16 protein-coding genes are annotated in these 18814 nt (G+C 56.7%); 8 read left to right on the top strand and 8 right to left on the bottom strand.

The genetic code is table 11. From position 1 onward, the window contains the following. Window positions 1-121: 121 nt before the first annotated feature. Entirely contained in the window at window positions 122-1726 is a 1605-nt protein-coding gene (locus tag VFE46_16505; GenBank protein ID HZZ29600.1) for a M28 family peptidase, read from the top strand. Window positions 1727-2214: 488 nt separating this feature from the next. Here the strand turns inward: VFE46_16505 and VFE46_16500 are convergent, their stop codons facing one another. Then, on the bottom strand, window positions 2215-2550 hold the full coding sequence (locus VFE46_16500; protein HZZ29599.1) for a hypothetical protein: 336 nt from the start codon (window positions 2548-2550) through the stop codon (window positions 2215-2217). Between VFE46_16500 and VFE46_16495 the strand changes: the two genes are divergently transcribed. Further along, the gene (locus VFE46_16495; GenBank protein HZZ29598.1) at window positions 2537-5761 is read left to right on the top strand and encodes a BamA/TamA family outer membrane protein; all 3225 of its coding nucleotides are present in this window, start codon (window positions 2537-2539) and stop codon (window positions 5759-5761) included. The two genes, VFE46_16500 and VFE46_16495, sit on opposite strands and share 14 nt — an antisense overlap. A gap of 59 nt (window positions 5762-5820) precedes the next feature. On the opposite strand, the gene VFE46_16490 is transcribed toward VFE46_16495, so the two are convergent. Then, window positions 5821-6069 carry a hypothetical protein gene (locus tag VFE46_16490; protein ID HZZ29597.1) on the bottom strand — a complete coding sequence of 83 codons (249 nt, stop codon included), beginning with the start codon at window positions 6067-6069 and terminating at the stop codon, window positions 5821-5823. A gap of 82 nt (window positions 6070-6151) precedes the next feature. Further along, window positions 6152-6808 (bottom strand): hypothetical protein, encoded by a 657-nt coding sequence (locus VFE46_16485; GenBank protein HZZ29596.1) that lies wholly within the window; start codon window positions 6806-6808, stop codon window positions 6152-6154. A gap of 156 nt (window positions 6809-6964) precedes the next feature. On the opposite strand from VFE46_16485, the gene VFE46_16480 reads away from it, so the two are divergent. Genes VFE46_16480 through VFE46_16470 form a run of 3 tightly spaced genes read left to right on the top strand, consistent with a single transcriptional unit; the run spans window position 6965 to window position 9526 of the window. After that, window positions 6965-8020: a type II secretion system F family protein gene (locus VFE46_16480; protein HZZ29595.1), complete on the top strand. Its 1056-nt coding sequence runs from the start codon at window positions 6965-6967 to the stop codon at window positions 8018-8020. Beyond that, on the top strand, window positions 8017-8616 hold the full coding sequence (locus VFE46_16475) for a hypothetical protein (protein HZZ29594.1): 600 nt from the start codon (window positions 8017-8019) through the stop codon (window positions 8614-8616). Before VFE46_16480 ends, VFE46_16475 begins: the two co-directional genes overlap by 4 nt. Beyond that, on the top strand, window positions 8609-9526 hold the full coding sequence (locus VFE46_16470) for a DMT family transporter (protein ID HZZ29593.1): 918 nt from the start codon (window positions 8609-8611) through the stop codon (window positions 9524-9526). The genes VFE46_16475 and VFE46_16470 overlap by 8 nt, the downstream gene beginning before the upstream one ends. On the opposite strand, the gene VFE46_16465 is transcribed toward VFE46_16470, so the two are convergent. Beyond that, the gene (locus tag VFE46_16465) at window positions 9527-10585 is read right to left on the bottom strand and encodes a site-2 protease family protein (GenBank protein ID HZZ29592.1); all 1059 of its coding nucleotides are present in this window, start codon (window positions 10583-10585) and stop codon (window positions 9527-9529) included. Between the two features lie 100 nt (window positions 10586-10685). Continuing rightward, window positions 10686-12476 carry an HDOD domain-containing protein gene (locus VFE46_16460; protein HZZ29591.1) on the bottom strand — a complete coding sequence of 597 codons (1791 nt, stop codon included), beginning with the start codon at window positions 12474-12476 and terminating at the stop codon, window positions 10686-10688. Window positions 12477-12881: 405 nt separating this feature from the next. Between VFE46_16460 and VFE46_16455 the strand changes: the two genes are divergently transcribed. Beyond that, entirely contained in the window at window positions 12882-14672 is a 1791-nt protein-coding gene (locus VFE46_16455; GenBank protein ID HZZ29590.1) for a 30S ribosomal protein S1, read from the top strand. Between the two features lie 120 nt (window positions 14673-14792). On the opposite strand, the gene VFE46_16450 is transcribed toward VFE46_16455, so the two are convergent. Both VFE46_16450 and motA read right to left on the bottom strand, forming a co-directional pair. After that, on the bottom strand, window positions 14793-15635 hold the full coding sequence (locus tag VFE46_16450; GenBank protein ID HZZ29589.1) for a flagellar motor protein MotB: 843 nt from the start codon (window positions 15633-15635) through the stop codon (window positions 14793-14795). A 6-nt stretch (window positions 15636-15641) separates the two neighbouring features. Next, window positions 15642-16502 (bottom strand): flagellar motor stator protein MotA, encoded by an 861-nt coding sequence (motA, locus tag VFE46_16445; protein HZZ29588.1) that lies wholly within the window; start codon window positions 16500-16502, stop codon window positions 15642-15644. Window positions 16503-17140: 638 nt separating this feature from the next. Between motA and VFE46_16440 the strand changes: the two genes are divergently transcribed. Then, window positions 17141-17995, top strand: a complete 855-nt coding sequence (locus VFE46_16440) for an RNA polymerase sigma factor RpoD/SigA (GenBank protein HZZ29587.1) — start codon at window positions 17141-17143, stop codon at window positions 17993-17995. Between the two features lie 268 nt (window positions 17996-18263). On the opposite strand, the gene VFE46_16435 is transcribed toward VFE46_16440, so the two are convergent. After that, window positions 18264-18485, bottom strand: coding sequence for a hypothetical protein (locus VFE46_16435; GenBank protein HZZ29586.1), 222 nt, complete (start codon window positions 18483-18485; stop codon window positions 18264-18266). 143 nt (window positions 18486-18628) lie between these two features. Between VFE46_16435 and VFE46_16430 the strand changes: the two genes are divergently transcribed. Further along, on the top strand, window positions 18629-18814 hold a 186-nt coding region (locus VFE46_16430; protein HZZ29585.1), incomplete at its 3' end, for a hypothetical protein.

Raw genomic sequence — 18814 nt, 5'->3', positions numbered from 1 at the left:
GTGGCTCCCTGGCTGCAGCGGGCGCATTTTTAAGGTATTTTTAAAACGCCGCGCCGCCGCGCAAAAATTCGCCGCCATTTCTTTCCCCGCCAAAAGCCTCGCTGCAATCTCGGAGTCCGCCATGGCAAAGTTTCGCGCCTTTTTCGTCGGTTTAGCAGCGACTGTCCTGATCCCGAGCGCGAATTTGCCGGGAAGCGGTTCTTTGTCACTCGCTTCGGCGGCAGACGTGGCGGTAGCCAAAACAGCGATGGAATCGATCACCGCCGATGATGCCCAAAACATTGTCAACGTGTTGGCAGACGATTCGCTGGAAGGACGCGAAACCGGCACTCGCGGCGGCCGCGCAGCAGGAACGTATCTCGGCGAGCAATTCCAACGGCTGAAATTGCGCGGCGGCGGAGTAAACGGCGGCTACTATCAACCCTTTGGTGCTAACTCGCGAAATTTGCTGGGCTGGATTGAAGGCAGCGATCCGGAATTGAAAAAGCAGTATGTCCTGGTGACGGCCCATTACGATCACATCGGCTATGGCAAGGCGTCGAACAGCTTTGGGCCGCTAGGACAAATTCACAACGGCGCCGACGACAACGCCAGCGGCGATGCCGGCATTTTGGAAGTGGCCGGCGCCTTCAACCAGCTTCCGCAGCCTCCCAAGCGCAGCGTCATGTTTGCGTTGTGGGATGCTGAAGAGGAGGGATTGCTGGGTTCAAAATACTGGATCGAGCATCCTACGATCAAGTTGGCCGATGTCGCGGCGGTGCTGAACGTCGATATGATCGGCCGGTTGCGCAATAACCGCGTAATCGTGTATGGTGGCCGCACCAGTTACGATTGGCGACAACTGCTCAGCCGCGAAAATGACGAAACGGGCTTGGTTCTCGATTTTGATTGGTTGATGAAGGCTGACAGCGATCATCAGCCGTTTTTCGCTGCCCGTGTGCCCGTGTTGATGCTGCATACCGGCTTGCACGAAGATTATCATCGTCCCAGCGACAAAGCGGACAAAATCAATTCGGCAGGGCTGAAAGTAGTGAGCCAATTGTTATTCCGCACCGCATTGGAAGTAGCCGATGAAACCATCCGGCCCAAATTTCGCACGGCCTCGCGCGATGAATCGCCTGCTTCACAACCCACCGTAGAACAATTATCGCCGCCCGCCTCCGGACGATTGGGAATCGCCTGGGACGAAGCGCAAGCCAAGCAAGGCATTGTGCAAGTAGCGGCCATCACAGCGGGGAGCGCTGCGGCAAAAGCTGGGCTGAAAACCGGCGACCGCCTCATCAGTTACGCCGGCCATGAGCTGAACGATGTCGAGCAGCTACGGCAACTGGTGCTGGCGACGCGAGGTGCGGTGCCAATCAAAATTATGCGTCCCAAAAACGACGAACCGATGGCGATCACCATTCAACCCACCGGTGAACCGGTGCGGCTGGGCCTGGCGTGGCGGGTCGATGATGCCGAGCCCGATGCGGTATTATTGGTCGGAATTACGCCTGGTTCGCCAGCCGATCGGGCTAGTCTAAAATTATATGACCGCATTTATGAGGTGAATGGTCGACGATTTTCTTCCAGCGACGAGTTCCGGGAGCTCACGAATTCGCTGGATAATCCACTGGAATTGCTTACGGAAACTCAGGGCAAAATTCGGCCGGTCAAAGTCGAACGGCTCGATATTTTGAGCAGCGACGTGAGGTCAACCACGCCGACATCAGCTTCCGCTCAGTAAACCGTTGCAAATAGTACACGCCGCGACTGCTAGCACGTTGTGCAACTTGCCAAGGCTGCCATTTCGCTTGTCACCGTAGATTTCTCGCTACTTCGCCTTGCCGGTGATTGCGGTTTGCAGTATTTTTCCGCACCCTTCGGGCGGACCCTGCGCTGCCATCTGGAATCGATGGCCGGTGTGTGGACTTGTCGTGTGCGCCCGAGGCAATTGATTCAGCCCGGTCTGGGTTGGAGTAATTGGTTGCAATACTTGTCTTGTTCTTCTATTTCAGTGCATGACACTCGTCGCAGGGAAGCGAACCTGATGGTCGCACTCCGCCGCCGCCTGATTGTCGGCAGCTTGGCGCTGGTCGCTGGGCTAACAGTTGACGTGCGCCTGTTGCCGGCGCAGAATTCCTCTTATGACGGATCTTCATACCCGTTGCCTCCATCCGCATCGGCATCGGGCGGCCTCACGCCGTTGCCCTCTTACACGCCGCCACCCACGGCCTATGTTCCGGCAGCATCGACGGGCGCTGCTCCAATGACTCCCGGTGCGCCGGCTGGGGCCGCAACCGTATACACCCCGCCGCCTGCATACGCTCCCCTCTCGTCAGCCGCCATGCCGCAACCGGCCACGCCTGGTTCTTCAGGTAGCGTGCCAATGATGGCCTCGAGAAATCCGGCGGCAACACCAAGCCTCTCTGGACCTAGTTTTGAGCCTGCCTCGGCGGGACCAGTGATGCCGCCAATCAATTCGGCCTCGAGTTCCAAGTTTCCCACGTACACGGCGCCGGCCATGCCCGATCCCTTGCCTCCGACCGCGCCGACCGTGTCGTCTTCCACAAGCACTTCGCAGGCGGGAGAAACCATTGTTCGCGAAGTGCGGGTGGAAGGAAACCACACCACGCCGATGGCAAAAATGCCGAAACTGAGCACCCGCGTGGGCCAGCCATTCGATCCACGCTTGGTGCAAGAAGACGTAAGGTCCTTGGCCAGTTCACGCAAGTTTCTCGATGTGAAGTCGCAATTTCAGGCGGTGCCCGGCGGCATTGTAGTAATCTTCCAGGTCGTGGAACGGCCCACGATCGAAGAGGTGTGGTTCGTGGGCAATCAAGATATCCGAACGCCAACATTGCGGAAAAAATCGGAATTGGAAAAGGGACAACCGCTCGATCCGTATGCGATTGAAGAGGCCCGGCGCCGCGTGGAATCGTACTATCACGAAAAGGGATACAACCACGTAGTGCTTACCACGCTGGAAGGCGACAAGCCCAACGATCGCCGCGCCGTGTTCCTGGTGGACGAAGGGCAATCGCAGCGCGTGCTGTGGGTTAGCTTTCAAGGCAACACCATCGCCAGTGCGGCCCGGTTGCGAACTCAAATTACCGTGAAGCCCGGCGTAATGTGGCTGTTTGGCGGAAAAGTTGATCGCAAAAAAATCGATGACGACGTGCAAAAGCTGTACGCCTATTATCGCGGCCTCGGATTCTTCCGCGCAAAAATTTCCCCCGATCTGCAATACAACGCAGATAAAGACTGGCTCTCGCTCACTTACATCGTCGACGAAGGTCCGCGGTTCAAAATTCGCAATGTATCGTTCATTGGGAACGAAAAGTTCAAAGTCGCGGACTTGAACAAAGGCCTGGAGCAAACCGCCGGAAAAGATTTCAACCAAAATACGCTCGACCATGATCTCGTGGCCATCCGCGACGTGTATGGCACGCACGGCTACATTTTCTCCGACGTTCAGGCCGAAACCCGCTTGCTCGAAGATAAGCCCGAAATGGATTTGGTCTATAACGTGGCCGAAGGCAAGCGTTACCGCGTGGGCAAAATCAACGTGAACATCGCCGGTGAAGACGCGCACACCAAGCACACCGTGATTTACGATCGGTTGTCGCTTCATCCAGGCGACATTGTCGACACCAAAAAAATTCGCGAAGATGAGCGTCGCTTGCGCGCCAGCGCGCTCTTCAACGTAGATCCTACCAAAGGCAGCGCGCCAAAAATCGCGTTCAATAAGCCCGACAGCAGCCAGGACAACGAAGAAAGCGTAGCGCAAAGGCCTGACAGCAGAAACCCAGACCGTCGGGGCGCGCGCTCCAGCGGCGGTGGTTACAACGGCTTCGGCAGCGGCGCAAATTCTGGAAGTGGATACGGCAACGGTTATGGAAGCGGCGTCGGTTCCGGTCCTGGGGCCGGTCCCCCCGGCGGGGTTTACGACAGTTACCGCGGACAATCGCCCGATGACGACGAAGTGGTAATCGACATTACCTCGGCGAAAGATTCCGCCGGAAACAATTTGCTAGTTTTCACCCCCTCGCAGCCGAATTCGGGTCGGCAAGTGGATGCCGGCATTCAACAGGCGCGCTTTCAAAGTCCCGGTTCCGGTTATGGCACAGGTGGATATCAGGCAACCGGCGCCAGTTCCGACTGGTCTAGCTTGAATTCTCCGGCGGCCCAACAGGCTGGCTCGGCGTGGAACGTTCCGTCGGCTAGTTCTTCGACCAATTATTTGCCGCCTGGAGCTCGTCCGCTGTCACCAAGTGCCGCCATGTCACCCATCGCGCCGCCGCCAACTGCAGCCGCGCCGTTAACCACCCCGTACTCCAACGCTGGTTATTCGGGTGGCTCGACACCGGCATTCAATGCGCAATATCAGGCCAGCCCGCCGCCGATGAGCTCGCCGCCACCGCCGGTATATTCATCGCCGCCTGTGGCACAGCCCAATTACACGAGCCCGCCGCCGGCTTATTCGCAATCTGCGCCTCCTCCTAACACTTATCCGCCAGGTTTTGCCACCAGCGGGGGCAATGCATTCGGACCGGGCTATTCCGGCTCGCCCAGCGTGCCGCCGCCAGTTTATGGCGCACCGCCGCCCGCATATGGCGCACCGCCACCAGGGTATGGTGCGCCCCCGCCGGGGGCTGCACCACAAGTTCCAGCAGAGGGTGTGGGCTACCAGGTCATTCCGCAAGGTGATCCGTCTGTTGATCTGAACGTGACTGCCCAGGAAACGATGACCGGCCGTTTGATGATCGGCGCTGGCATTAACTCCGATGCCGGCTTGGTCGGCAACTTTGTGCTCGATGAGCAAAACTTTGACATCACCCGCTTGCCGCGCTCCTGGGACACAATTACCGACGGCACTGCCTGGCGCGGCGGTGGCCAACAGTTCCGCTTGGAGGCCGATCCCGGCACAGAACTCCAACGCTATGCGGCTACGTTTCGAGATCCGTACATCTTCGACACGCCGGTGCAGTTCAGCATTTCCGCGTACTACTTCACCCGAATTTATGAAAGCTGGACCGAAGGCCGCGTCGGCGGCACAACCAGCTTAGGTTACGCCTTCACGCCCGACTTAAAGGGCACGGTTGGCTTCCGCGGCGAGCAAGTGCAAATTTACAACGCCGTGGCAAGCCCGCCGCCGCAACTGCAAGAAGTGTTGGGCAACAATGCCCTGTACGGCTTCTCGCTAGGCATGTCGCACGATACCCGCGACAGTCCGTTTTTGCCCACGCAAGGACATTTAGTTTCCGCCACGTTTGAAGAAGTGATTGGCTCCTTCCAATATCCGCGTGTTGATTTGCAAGGGCAGCAGTATTTCCTATTGCATCAACGGGCAGATCAATCGGGCCGCCACGTCATTGGCATTGGCGCACAGCTTGATGTTAGCGGATCGGACACGCCGATTTACGACGCCTACTACGCCGGCGGTTTCAGCACCTTGCGCGGTTTTGCATTCCGCGGAGTTACGCCGCGCGCTTCCGATGGCGTGGGCTTGGGCGGCGATTTCATGGCCTTGGGCACCGCAGAATATTTATTCCCCATTACGGCTGACGATGCGTTGCGGGGAGTCATTTTCTGCGATTTCGGCACGGTCGAGCCCGATGTTCGTTGGGGCAACGTGCGCGTGTCGCCGGGCTTCGGGCTGCGAATTTCGGTTCCGGCAATGGGTCCTGCGCCGATTGCACTGGACGTGGCATTCCCGGTTTCCAAGTCGAATGGCGACGAAGTGCAAAACTTCAGCTTCTTCGTCGGATTCGGCAGGTAGTGCTCGCTTGCAAAACTCCGGGCCAAACAGCAGGGCAGGGAGGAGCAAGCAAATTTAAGTTACCGGCACGGGTAAAAAGTCCACCACAATCCGGTGCCGTCGTAGGTCCGATGCCAGGTGCTGGCCGACGACGTCGGTGCGCCGAACCATCCATAGGCATAAGCGTGGGCAGGCATGCGCGTAGCTTGACCACCGTACAATGGTTGCAGCACTAGGTAGCGTGGGCATTCGTCGGCACTGGCCGTGGTTGCAAACCGGCCCATCGATAAACCGAGGCCCAGCACCGCGGCAATGAGGTATCGTCGCACGACAAATTCCCTTTTGTCCAAAAGAACGAGTTTGGCAGCGGCAACTCTCTATCAATTCATCGGCTGCATATGCACCGCTTCGCTACCAATAGAAACATCCGCCGTATTGCCACGACGGTGTGTATATATTCGGCCCTGATCCGTAAGGCGAATACCACGGGTAGTACGATCGCCAGGTGTACGATGGCTGATAGATGTTGGGCCCGATGCCGTAAGGCGTGTACCAGGGAAGGCGATTAGGCCACAAATACCACGGTTGATATATGTTCGGTCCTAACCCACCGGGCGAATACCAGGGGAATTTATTTCCCCAAACGTATGGCGTGGGCGAAGTGTACCATGGACGGTATCCGTAGCGATTATAGCCGACCAATCCGAATCCGTAATTTGGATAGCCGTAACCGTAGCCCGAACCCCAGCCGCCGGCCAAACCCGCCGACCAATCAAATCCCGGCTCATGGGCGTTGCGGAGGGTATAAAATTCATCCGGCGGTTCTTCCACGGGGCCATAGCGGCGCGTGGCCAGCACGGCAGTGAATATGTGAAAGCCACCTGGTGATGAATAGTCGCCTGTGCCATCCAAAGATTCCTCGACGGCAATTCCCTCCTGTGTTGTGGCGACTGGAGCAGGGGTTCCAATCGGTTCCGCCGCAGGCGCATCGGCAAGAACCAGCTGGCCCTTAAGCAATGGTGCGGCGAGTAGCGCGGCTAGCGTAAGTAACGAAAAGCGTCGGATCATCGATGAACTCGGTCCGCAATGGAGTACTTGCCCCCCGCACTTTGATGGTACTTCCCCGCCGGGCCGATTTCAACGAATTCGCGCCCTGTCCCGTGCCAAACCGGCTAGATATGCTTGGAAATGAATAGTCTGTCATTTCGCCCATCGGTAAGCGCTATGTCATTCGCCGATTTATTTGCTCCCCGTCCGGCCACCAAAAAACTGGCAGAATGCCTACGCCGTTTGTCGCTGTCGCTGGAGGCAGGCATTGATGTCCGCCGCGCCCTGGAAAGTGAAGCGAGGCGATCGCCCTACGGCTTGCGCGAACGGTTGGAGCGCATGAGCGGCATGGTCAACAAGGGTTCGTCGTTTGCCGCCGCCATGCAAGAAACGGGCGATTACTTTCCGCCGTTGATGCGCGAAGTGGTTTCGCTGGGAGAACAAACCGGCCACCTGCCGGAAGTGCTCAAGCAGTTGGCCGAACATTACGAAGGGCAGGTTGGCCTGCGGCGCGTGTTTATGGCTACGGTCGCGTGGCCTCTTGCTGAGCTCGCAATCGCGTTGGCCGTCATTGGTTTTCTGATTTGGATGTCGGCGGTGATCGGCCGCATGACCGGTGCGAAAACCGATTTGCTGGGGCTGGGCTTAACCGGCGAGCTTGGCTTGTTCGTGTATTGTGTATTCCTCGGGCTCGTGGGCTGCGGCTTGTTTCTGCTCTATCGCGCAATGGTCACCGGACAACTGTGGGCACGGCCGATTCAGCGGCTTGTCATGCGCATTCCGGCCATCAGCAGTGCCCTGCGGACTTTGGCCGTGGCGCGCTTCGCTTGGACCATGCACATTGCTCTGGATGCCGCGTTGGATGTAAAGCGTGCACTGCAGCTTGCCGTGGAAAGCACACACAACGCAGAATTCATTGATCAGGCGCCGCAAATGGAGGCGGTCATTACGCGCGGCCATCCCATTCACGAAGCCTTGACCGAGGCCGGCGTGTTCCCCATCGAACTGTTGCATGCCGTGCAAGTGGGCGAAGAAAGCGGCCGATTGCCAGAAACTTTGGCCATTTTGGCCAAGCAACAATTGGAGGCTAGCCGGAGCGCATTCGCCATTTTATCCCAATTAGCCGGTTGGCTCGTTTGGTGCTTAGTAGCGGGATTGATCATTGTTCTCATTTTCCGCCTGGCCGGCGTCTATTTCGGCAGCATCAATCAAGCGCTCAAAGGATTGAAATGACACCGCATTTCAATCCGACCGATTACGGCCCCGTCTTGGGTTCGCTGTTGGAGACAGCGCCGGTAAATTCCTTAGGGCCCGGTCGGCCCGTGGAAGTACAGCGCAAATCCTTGGAAGCTCTTTCGTCCAGTACGCAATCGCTGGAGGCTGCATTTGTGGGGCATCACATCGTAGATCGGTCGCTGGCGCAAGCTTGTTTGGCGGGGCTGTGGCTGCGATTCAACTTTCTTGACCAATCGCACACAATCAGCCAGGAAATTCACAATGCCACAGGCAGTTTTTGGCACGGCATGATGCATCGGCGCGAGCCCGATTACGACAACGCCAAATATTGGTTTCGACGTGTCGGCCGGCATCCTGTATTTGCGACATTGTGCAACGCCGCGAAGGAGGCCGCTGTCGATTCGCCCGATCCGGCGACAAAATTTCTGCTGCAGCAAACCGATTGGAATCCATTTGCGTTTGTCGACTTGGTTTCGGCCAGCAAGAAAGGTTCCGCCGTGGAGGAGTTGTGCCGGCAAATCCAACTTCGGGAATGGGAACTCCTGTTCGACTTTTGTTACCGTGCGGCCATCGAGCAGGTGCGGGATGAGTGAAGCCGGCCCGCCGCCATCGCTCCCTCCGGCAGAGGATTTCACTTCAGCAACTCCAGCGACAATTCCCAATCCGCTGGCTGGTCGGCTGTGTGTGGCAGCCGCTGCCTTGATGTGGAGTTCCAGTGGATTCTTTGCCAAGAATCCCATCTTTGATTCCTGGCCGAGCGATGAGCGCGGAGTTTTGCTGGCTTTTTGGCGGGCATTATTCGCAGGGCTGCTGATTCTGCCGGCGGTGCGCAGGCCGCATTGGTCCGGCAAGTTGTTGCCGATGGCCGGTTGCTTTGCCGTAATGAACGTGACATTTCTTTCGGCCATGTCGCTCACGACTGCGGCCAATGCCATCTGGCTGCAAAACACGGCGCCGTGGTGGATTTTTGGCATTGGCACACTCGTGCTGCGAGATCCGGTGAATCGTCGAGATTTATTTACCTTGGTGCCGGGCGCCTTGGGAATCGGTTTGATTTTGTTTCACGAAGCGGGAAGCGAATCGCACTGGGGCGTGGTGTGGGGGTTGCTTGCGGCGCTGAGTTACGCTGGCGTCGTCATCTTCTTTCGCAACTTGCGAGGCGAAGACACGTTTTGGTTAGTGAGCATCAACCATTTAGTTACCGCGGCAGTCATTGCACCCTTTGTATTGTGGCGAGGACTATGGCCTAGCGGTTGGCAATGGCCGCTGCTGGCGGGCTTCGGCTTTTTCCAGATGGCGCTGCCTTATACGCTCTTTGGGCGCGGGCTGCGCTTAATCTCTGCCCAAGAAGCCGCCGCCATTGGTTTGCTAGAACCAATTCTTTCGCCGTTCTGGGCTTTTCTAGTGCGTGGCGAAAAACCTGGCGGGTGGACGATTGCCGGCGCGGCAATGATTTTGCTCGGATTAGTTTTGCGCTATGCGTGGCCGAAAACGGGCCGGTAACTAGCCGCTTCCTAATTTAAACGGCGTGAAACACAGGATCGGTAGCACCAGCGATGCAATGCCGAGAAATATTCGCCAAGGGCCCAGAGGGACCGAGTCGTCGGAGGTCCGCGGATGATCGACCCCAATAAACGTGACAATGACCACCATTAATGTCCACTCGACTTTGCCGGTGACAACAATGAACGCAATAGCTCCCAGCAAAAAGCCGCGCGCCAGAATGCGCGAACGACGCAAAAACAGGGCATAAATCACGTGGCCGCCATCCAACTGGCTGATCGGCATCATGTTCAGTCCCGTGACAAACATGCCTACCCAACCAGCCATGTAAATTGGATTGCGGGCCAGCACTTCGTTGGGACCAATATCTGGCCGCAACCAACGGATGAGCCATTTGGCCAACAGCGGATCGCCAAAAATCAGTTCCCCGTGCTGCGGAATGCTTTGATTGGCCAATTTAATGCCCAACCATACCAGCGGAATGGTGACCACCAAGCCGGCCAGCGGTCCAGCCAATCCAATATCGAACATTTGTCGCCGGTTCGCGCGGAATCCTTCCATGCCAATGACCGCGCCCATCGTGCCGGTGAGCATCATGGGCATGGGTAAAAAAATGGGATAGCTGGCCGGCACTCGGTAACGCACGGTCATTAAAAAGTGTCCCATTTCATGAGCCAGCAGCACAGCCATCACGCAGCTCATGTAAAGCAGGCCGTCTTGCCAGTTATTCTTCAGTTGGTTCCACGTTGCGTCCCAATCCCAATTTGCACCCTGATGATCTATTTGCAGGCCAAACGCGACCGGCTGCCAATGATAGGTGCCGGCAGCATAGGTAAAAAAGCAAGTGAGCAAAAACAGCACCAGCGGCAGTACACGCCGGCGCGGCCGCATGCCTAAATCAACTTCGTCCAACATCCGCATGGGCACAGGTGGAAATGAAGCGGCCGGGCCCGTGGACATCGTCGTTTGAAACGTCTGATGCGGAACCGTAGTCATCGGCGAAAGGGAGGGATTGTCCGCAGCCGGCGGCAATTCTGGCGGAACGGGCGGAGGATTCATGTATTCAGCATAGCAAATGGCACCGAAACCAGGCAGTGGCCCGTGATCGGTCGTCAATTGGCGCTTCCATTGAGCACAGCCACTGCCGATGCTCCTCGGCTCACAGCACGTCGATGCTTTTCAATGTGTTCCCGCCGGAAAGTTGGGCGGCGTGCAGGCAACGATCGGCGCTGTCCAACAACATGGCAGGCAAGAAATTTTTTGCCAACATCGCCACCGTGGTAACGCCCACGCTAATCTTCAATTTGGCCTCGGCCACATCGCGGTGACGCTGGCTCAGGCGGCGGATGCCACTGAGAATTTGGTGGCCAATTTCTCCAGCTCCCGGCCGATCACAATTCGGCAGCACCAAAGCAAAGCGGCATTCATTGGTTTGTAATTGAACGTTGTGCGCGTGTTCCACGCAGCTACAAGTGAGCGACACCAATTTCGCCAAGCGAAGACATTCGTGCCCGCCCCATTTGGCCGACAATTCTTCAAACTGGTCGATTTCCACCAAAACTAAACTCAACGGCTGTCGTGTTCGTCGGCAGGTGGCGATGGCTTGCTCCACGCTGCGGAGCAATTCCGTGCTGATGCCCGCTTTGTTTTCTGTCACCGCGACGTTTTTCAAGGACGCCGCAGACTGCGTAGCCGTTCCCGACAGTGCAACGCTGGGCAGCGTGCTGCTGCCGTTCGAGTCCTGCGAAACCGTGGTCGCCATCGCAGGCGAGGGTGCGCCGGCATGTTTTGGCATTGCCTGCAAAGCTGCCTTGGCTGGCGTGCGAGCAAATAAAAGCGATTTGCCCGGCATTTTTTTAGCAGCCTGTTGCGAAAAGCGGCGAACGGCTTCGCTGAGCGCGGCCGCATCGCCTAGGACGGCGCTTTCTTCACGAGCATCGTTGGTCGCGAGGTTCGCCGCTGCAACGACTGGAATCCCCGCCGTCTCAAATTGCTGCATCGCCGATAAATCTGTGGCGGCCGAATCGGCCTCGGTTGTCAAGCGGCGATAAGCTTCGGCCAGAATGCTCTCGTAATTTATATCTGCCGGCAATTCCACGGACAGCACGTTGCTAAATTGATCGACTTTTGCGCGCAGCCGGCTTACCAACGCCGTGAGTTGCGTTCCGCTGAGCTGATGGTAGTGCTGGCCAACGCCTAGCAGGCCGCCTAGCCAATCGGTGCGCCCCTCGGCAAGCATGCCAGACAGCAGATCGGCCAAGTGCAAAATTTGCGGCAACGCCTTTTGCGAATCGGGAATTTTTTCCATCCGTTCCGTCGAATTTCCCACCCCGATAGCGGCCACCAGGTTTTCCGGCAGCGACCATCGCTGAAGCAGCCGCGCGCTAAGTTGCACATGATCGAAGCCCAGCGTAACGGTCTCAGCCGCGCTGACATCAACGGCCTTCGCAAAGGCCCGTTCCAAAAACCGTACGTAAGGCTCGCCCAGTTGCTGGATCAGCACCAGCATGCCCAAGTCTTGCAACAGGCCCGCAATAAACGGCTCTTCCCCCGGCATGCGGTAAATCGACTCGCTGATTTCGCGGGCCGCAGTTGCCTTAATCGCGGTGTGGTGCCAGTACCGGCGCAAAATGTCGCCGGTCAATCCTGCAAATAATTCTTCAGGCAGCGAGAAGCCTAAAACCAAGAGCCGCACCGATTTGGTTCCCAACAACGCCAGCGCCTGATTCAAATCGGAAACGCCTCGGCTGAGCCCAAACAGCGAACTATTCACAACCCGCAGCATTTTGCTGACCAGCGCCGGATCGCGCATCAGGCATTTTTTCAGCTCCGACAAATCGACTTTCGGCTGCGCGGTGAGTTGCAAAATCTCCACCGCCACCGTGGGCAAACTGTAAAGCGGCCCGGCTCGGTCGACAAAACGTTCCAGTTCGACTATGTTCTCGGGCATGGGGGTCGCTGCGGCGGTTCGGTTTTTTAGGTCTTCTGTTGCTCAGCAAGTCTAGCTTGTAGGATGAGTCGGAAGTTGAAGCAGGTGTAAGATTTCCGTGTTTCCCGCGATTGTCGGCCCGCCAAAAGCCTGATATATTGTTGGGCTACCCTCGGCGGCCTGTTTGCGACGCCTACGTACGGCGTCGGGCTTAAAGGGGGCACTTACCCGGGACTGGTTTCTTTTGATTTCGGCGGCACGGCTTCCACGAATTTCGCTTTTCGTGGAGCAAGCAGGCCGTGCAACAATCTTCCCCCAACCGCGGGGTTTCCTGATCTGTTGCGCCGAAGCTGGAAAACGGCGATGCCGATCTTAGGCCGGATATTTTCGTGATCAGACGCCCGGATCCGTCAGCAAAGAACATTCATGGTTAATCGAAATTTAATTCGCGATTTGTACGACGTTGAAGATTTGGATCAAGAGGTGGCGGCCGCCATGGCCGATGCCGTCGAAAACGAAGTGGCCGTGGCCACCATCGAGCCCAATGAAAATTCCATTGTCGAGGGGCGCATAATTCGAGTCGACGATGAGTTTGTGCTGGTCGACGTCGGTTTCAAAAGCGAAGGTCAAATTCCGCGCCACGAATGGGATGAAACGGAAGACCCGCCGCAAATTGGCCAGCAACTGAAAGTGCTGATTGAGGAGGTTGACGAAAGCACCGATTTGGAAACCCGCGGCCTGATTGCCTTGTCCAAGCGCAAAGCACGCAAGATTGAGGAATGGAACAAGGTGATGGATTCGGTCAAGGAGGGGGACGTGGTGACGGGCGCGGTCACACGCAAAATCAAAGGCGGTTTGCTGGTCGATGTCAGCGGCGTGAACGTATTCTTGCCCGCCAGCCAGGTCGATATTCGCCGCCCGTCCGACATTGGCGACTACGTGGGCCGCACCATTCAGTGCTTAGTGCTCAAAATTGACGAATCGCGCCGCAACATCGTTGTCAGCCGCCGCGCCCTGATCGAACAAGAACGAACCGAAAAGAAAAAACAGCTCCTGGAAACGCTTCAGGAAGGTCAACTGCGCACCGGCGTCGTGAAAAACATTGCCGAGTTCGGCGCCTTCGTCGATTTGGGCGGCATCGACGGCCTGTTGCATATTACCGACATGAGCTGGGGTCGCATTGGCCATCCGTCAGAAATGGTGGCGATCGACCAGGAAGTCGAAGTCCAAATCTTGCACATCGATCGGGAACGGGAAAAAATCGCCCTGGGCCTGAAGCAAAAAACCGCCAGCCCGTGGGACAACGTGGAAGAAAAGTACGCGGTCGGCTCGGTCCACAAGGGCACCGTGGTCAACGTCATGAGCTACGGCGCTTTTGTGAAGTTAGAAGAAGGCATCGAAGGATTGGTGCACATTAGCGAAATGTCCTGGACCAAGCGCATCAGCCATCCCAACGAATTGGTGCACATCGACGACGAAGTGCAAGTAGTCGTGCTTAAAATCGACAAAGAAAAGCACGAAATTTCACTGGGCATGAAGCAAACGCAAGATAACCCCTGGGACAAAGTCGCCGACCGCTACCCCATTGGCACCTTGGTGGAAGGCACCGTGCGGAATCTTACGAATTACGGCGCCTTCATCGAAATCGAAGAAGGCATCGACGGCTTGCTCCACGTCAGCGACATGTCGTGGACCCGCAAAATCAGCCATCCTAGCGAGGTGGTCGAGAAAGGGCAAAAAATCAAATGCAAGGTGCTTTCGGTCGATCAACAGCGCCGCCGCATCGCCTTGGGCCTTAAGCAGCTGGAAGACGATCCTTGGGCGACCGATATTCCCAGCCGTTACCAATCGGGTCAAATCGTCAAGGGCACCGTTACCAAGCTCACCAACTTCGGCGTGTTCGTGGGGCTGGAAAATGGCCTGGAAGGCTTGCTCCATATTTCCGAGTTGGCCGATCACAAGGTGGAAAACCCGGAGGAAATTGTCAAAGTCGGTGACGAAATTGAAGTGAAAATTTTGCGGGTCGACACCGAAGAACGCAAAATCGGCTTGTCGCGCAAGCGGGTGCAATGGACCGAAGAGCACGAAGCCGCGGAAGCGGAAAATGAAGCCGCCGCCGAAAACGGTGAAAAGAGCGGCGGAACAGGCACTCCGGCAACTGAACTCAAAGGCGGCGTCGGCAAAAGCGGTCCGCTAATTCAACCCGCAGGAGAGTAGGACCGCGGGTTTGCTTGCTCGATGTGGCGATATTAATTTCTATAGAAAATGCATAAGCCCGGAGATGGCAACTACGGGCTTATTTTTTATATTTTCGCGATGAGGACCGCCTGCACGCGATCAATTTTTCTTGCAAGCGGGCTGATCAGCGGTGGGGTTTGCAATTGGACGATCGGCCGAAGAATCCGCTTTCGATTCGGTTTTATTCTCATCGGGCCTTGTCTGAGCGATAAAATTGTCGACGTACTCCGGCAACATATATACTTCAACCCGCGCCATTTGCGAGGGGTCGCGGAAGTCATCGTCGTCGGCCCGCGATTCGTCAGGCCCGGTCTGACTCAGGCGAATGCGTTTGGGCTCGATGCCGTGTAGCACAAAATATCGCATGATCGCCACGCACCGCTCATAGGAAAGCTGCCACATCTTAGCGCTGGCAGCTGGATCGGTTCCTGGAACTTCGTTGGTGTGCCCGCGGATTTCAATTTTGTTCAGCTTTCCCAAAAACACAGGAAACATTTCGTTGATGGCTTGTTTCGCTCGGGCGTCCAATTCCGCCGAGTCGCCGGGAAACGCAATGACATTGCCCATTCCTGATTGATCGGAGCTGCGGAGCATGAAGCCGCTCCGTTTTTTCACGCCGCCGGATTTCGGCGCGCTGGCCGGGTCAGGCGGCTGATCGTCGGTCATCATCCCTCCGCCAAGCGCCGATTTTCCTTTGGCGTTGCTGCGCGGCGGCACGCCATCCATTTCGCGATGCAACGGAATGAGCGACGCGCCGGAGCTGCCTTTGGATTCCACCGGCGAGCGCGAAGCGGCATCGTAAGGATGCTCAAAGTACTTGGCAATGGCTTGCTTGACGGAATTGCTTTGGGCCGTGATCCACATCACCAAAAAAAACGCCATCATCGCGGTCACAAAGTCCGCGTAAGCCACTTTCCAAGCGCCGCCGCCTTTGCCTGCCATGTTTGCTTATCCTGCTTCCGCTTCCTTAAATAGCGCTTCCAACTCTTCTCGATTGGGGCGCGATTCGCTGGCCACGCCGCGGCGGCCTTGTTCGATGGCCACCTTGGGGGGTAAATCGTTGAAGAACGCCAAAATGACGCAAGCGATCGTTTTGAAAAAATCGAGTTCGGACTTGCCCAGGAATTCCATGCGTCCGCACATGGGGGCCAAAAAACCGTAGGAAATCAAAATTCCCAAGAACGTTCCGACGAGCGCGGCGCCCACTTTTTCGCCAATTTCTTCGGCCGGTCCGTTGATGGCGCCCATGGTCACCACAATGCCTAGCACAGCCGCCACGATGCCAAAGCCCGGCATGGCGTCGGCGGTTTTTGCCAAGGCCGAAATCGGAGCGTGATGTTCTTCTTCAATCACTCGCAATTCTGCCTCCAGCAGGGCCGCCAATTGTTCTGGCTTGGCGGTTCCGTCGAGCACTGGAACTAGCGCGCCGCAAATAAATTCCACGACGTGATGATTGGCGGCAATCTTGGGATACTTATTAAAAATCTCGCTCTCGTGCGGATTGGAAACGTGCGAATCGAGTGCCAGCAAGCCATCGCGTCGTGCCGTGCGGAGCAAATCATACAGCAACTTAAACATGTCGTTGTACATTTGCTTATTGAAGGGGGAGCCTTTGACGCAGCCCAGCATCCCCTTGAACAAATCTTTCAGTACTTTGATCGGCGTCATCAGCACGAGCGCGCCGATCGCGGCCCCCCCAATCGTGACGAATTCTGACGGGTGAATGAGTGCGCCAATCGTGCCGCCGGCCATTATAAAGCCAGCCATGACGCAGCCTAATACAATAACGCCGCCGAGAATGACGATCATGGGGAATCTGCGCGCAGTGGTTAATGCAATCGCGCTGCCCCGACGATCGCTCGTTGAAAATCGAATTTAATTCGGACCGGTATCGTAGGCCACCGTGCCTTCAACCTGATGGCCTACGAGAATTTAGCACGCAAAGGTGGCGTTCGACGCAGAAACGGGATTGTGCCGAGTCTTCGGAACCGAGCAAATAAATCTGCGATTCTCCAGACCCCTGCAAAATAACGCTTTCTGTTGCTGTGGGCTCAAGTTCGATGCCCAACGCCCACTCAGGACGGGATGCTGCACGCCGCCGCCTTTCGCATACAACCGGTACAGGATGCACAAGCCGTTCCTGGCGCGGCCCAAGCGATCGACCGAACCCATGCAATGCGACCAATTGTGTAATTGAACAGGAGAAAATCGTCAGCCCCGGGCGCAATCGGCGATTCGCGCCAATCCGCACTGGTAGTGTTTTTCGCTACCGATTGCATTCCGGCTACATTCCGCTCACATCGTCGAGCCGGCAGGCGATTGGAGAAGATCAGAAAACTACGTCGATAGCTACGTTTGTGCAGACGGAACCCACGGATGGCATGCATTGTCTCTATGGGGGCTGCGTCGCGATAACCCACTATGAACACCAGAGAATAGCACCCGATATGCCAACCACTCGTCGCCGGCCTTCCGCGGCCGTTCAAACGCCGCTGGAAACCTACCTCCGCGAAATCAACGAAACCGCGCTGTTGAATGGGCCGCAGGAACGGGAATTGGCCGTTGCCATTGGCAACGGCGATGTGCAGGCCCGCGACCGCATGGTCCGTGCCAATTTGCGGCTGGTCGTAAATATTGCTCGGGGATACACCGGCAAAGGCCTCGGGCTGCAAGATTTAATTGAAGAGGGCAATCTCGGTCTGTTGCGGGCAGTCGAAGGCTTCGATCCGGCCATGGGCACACGCTTCAGCACGTATGCCAGCTACTGGATTAAGCAGTCGATTAAGCGGGCCCTCATCAACTCCGCTAAAACCATCCGCATTCCCGCATACATGGTGGAGCTGCTTTCTAAATGGCGTCGAGCCAGCGCGCGGCTAACCGAAGAGCTTGGCCGCTCACCAACTCCGGAAGAAGTGGGCCGCGTCCTGGGGCTGCCGCGGAAAAAACTTTCCATCATCAAAAAGGCCATCCGCATTTACAACAGCACGCCACAAACCGATCAGCCGGAGGCTGGCTGGTCGTTGGGCGAAATGGTCACCGACGACACCACCAAGCCCCCCGAGGAAATGTTGCTGACCAGCGACAATTTGCATCATGTGATGCGCATGCTGCAAACCATGGATGCCCGCGAGGCCACGGTCCTGCGAATGCGTTTTGGTCTGGAAGACAACGAGCCCCGTACTCTGAAAGAAATTGGCGAAGCGCTGGGTCTGACCCGCGAACGAGTGCGTCAAATCGAAACCGAAGCTTTGCACAAGCTGGCCGCCGGTTTGGAAGGCGATGTGCAGCTAGCGGAAGTGTAGGGACACCGCATTTATTTGTGGTCAATGCGCCACACGGCCCATACGAAAACGATTCGGTCATCGACAATTACTTCGAAGTCGATCCCCAGCGGGTAAACAAATCCCACCCTTGAGTTTGCTGTCCGAGATTCGCCGTACGCAAGTGGATTCGACTTCAATTGCAAATCGATTTCATTCGTAGCGTCCAGGACTGCCTTCCGATTAGGCGCGCTCATCCAAATGTTCGCTAAGCGCTCTTCAGCTGCTGGCGTCCACAGCACGGTATACTTCATGTCGCCCCGATCCGCTTCAACACATCGGCCAACGGAGTACCGGTGCGTTGTTTGCGGAGTTCCTCAAGCTCCTCATCGGAAATCGGCGATTTGATCGTTCCCGGCGGGGGCACGGGATGAAAATATCCGAGGACTTGCCCCGTCTCGGTGCACAAGATCAGGGGATCGGTGCCGGTCAATTTCGCTTGCAGCGAACTGTCGATCGTGACACGTGTCATAGGGAACACCTGCGGAGAACAAGCTTTCCAGAGAATTGTCTGCCCAAATTATACCACCGCTGGCCGCCAAATCGCCACTGCGGCCGAACACTACCGAACTCCGGGGTTGGAAGAGGCGTCGCCATTATGGCAGGATAGTGACCATGCATCACTGGAATAAAGTAGCGATTATCGGCGTCGGATTGATCGGTGGCTCGATCGGATTGGCCTTGCGCAAGCGAGGGCTAGCGAAAGAAATTGTCGGCATTGGCCGAATCCAGTCGGCTGCCAATCTGGAACAAGCGAAGCAACTCGGTGCAATTACTGCGGCGGCAACCGAGATTCAAACG

This window comes from Pirellulales bacterium (genome assembly GCA_035656635.1).
Lineage (GTDB): Bacteria > Planctomycetota > Planctomycetia > Pirellulales > JADZDJ01 > DATJYL01.
The sequence above is the reverse complement of the archived record's forward strand: the minus strand, read 5'-3'. Positions and strand labels throughout refer to the sequence as shown.

Excerpts from the sequence above, each read along its gene's own strand:
- VFE46_16450 (HZZ29589.1), bottom strand. The coding sequence starts at position 15,635 with ATGGCAGGCAAAGGCGGCGGCGCTTGGAAAGTGGCTTACGCGGACTTT.
- VFE46_16460 (HZZ29591.1), bottom strand. The coding sequence starts at position 12,476 with ATGCCCGAGAACATAGTCGAACTGGAACGTTTTGTCGACCGAGCCGGG.
- VFE46_16435 (HZZ29586.1), bottom strand. The coding sequence starts at position 18,485 with ATGACACGTGTCACGATCGACAGTTCGCTGCAAGCGAAATTGACCGGC.
- VFE46_16470 (HZZ29593.1), top strand. The coding sequence starts at position 8,609 with ATGAGTGAAGCCGGCCCGCCGCCATCGCTCCCTCCGGCAGAGGATTTC.
- VFE46_16455 (HZZ29590.1), top strand. The coding sequence starts at position 12,882 with ATGGTTAATCGAAATTTAATTCGCGATTTGTACGACGTTGAAGATTTG.
- motA (HZZ29588.1), bottom strand. The coding sequence starts at position 16,502 with ATGATCGTCATTCTCGGCGGCGTTATTGTATTAGGCTGCGTCATGGCT.
- VFE46_16475 (HZZ29594.1), top strand. The coding sequence starts at position 8,017 with ATGACACCGCATTTCAATCCGACCGATTACGGCCCCGTCTTGGGTTCG.
- VFE46_16465 (HZZ29592.1), bottom strand. The coding sequence starts at position 10,585 with ATGAATCCTCCGCCCGTTCCGCCAGAATTGCCGCCGGCTGCGGACAAT.
- VFE46_16485 (HZZ29596.1), bottom strand. The coding sequence starts at position 6,808 with ATGATCCGACGCTTTTCGTTACTTACGCTAGCCGCGCTACTCGCCGCA.
- VFE46_16480 (HZZ29595.1), top strand. The coding sequence starts at position 6,965 with ATGTCATTCGCCGATTTATTTGCTCCCCGTCCGGCCACCAAAAAACTG.
- VFE46_16440 (HZZ29587.1), top strand. The coding sequence starts at position 17,141 with ATGCCAACCACTCGTCGCCGGCCTTCCGCGGCCGTTCAAACGCCGCTG.
- VFE46_16505 (HZZ29600.1), top strand. The coding sequence starts at position 122 with ATGGCAAAGTTTCGCGCCTTTTTCGTCGGTTTAGCAGCGACTGTCCTG.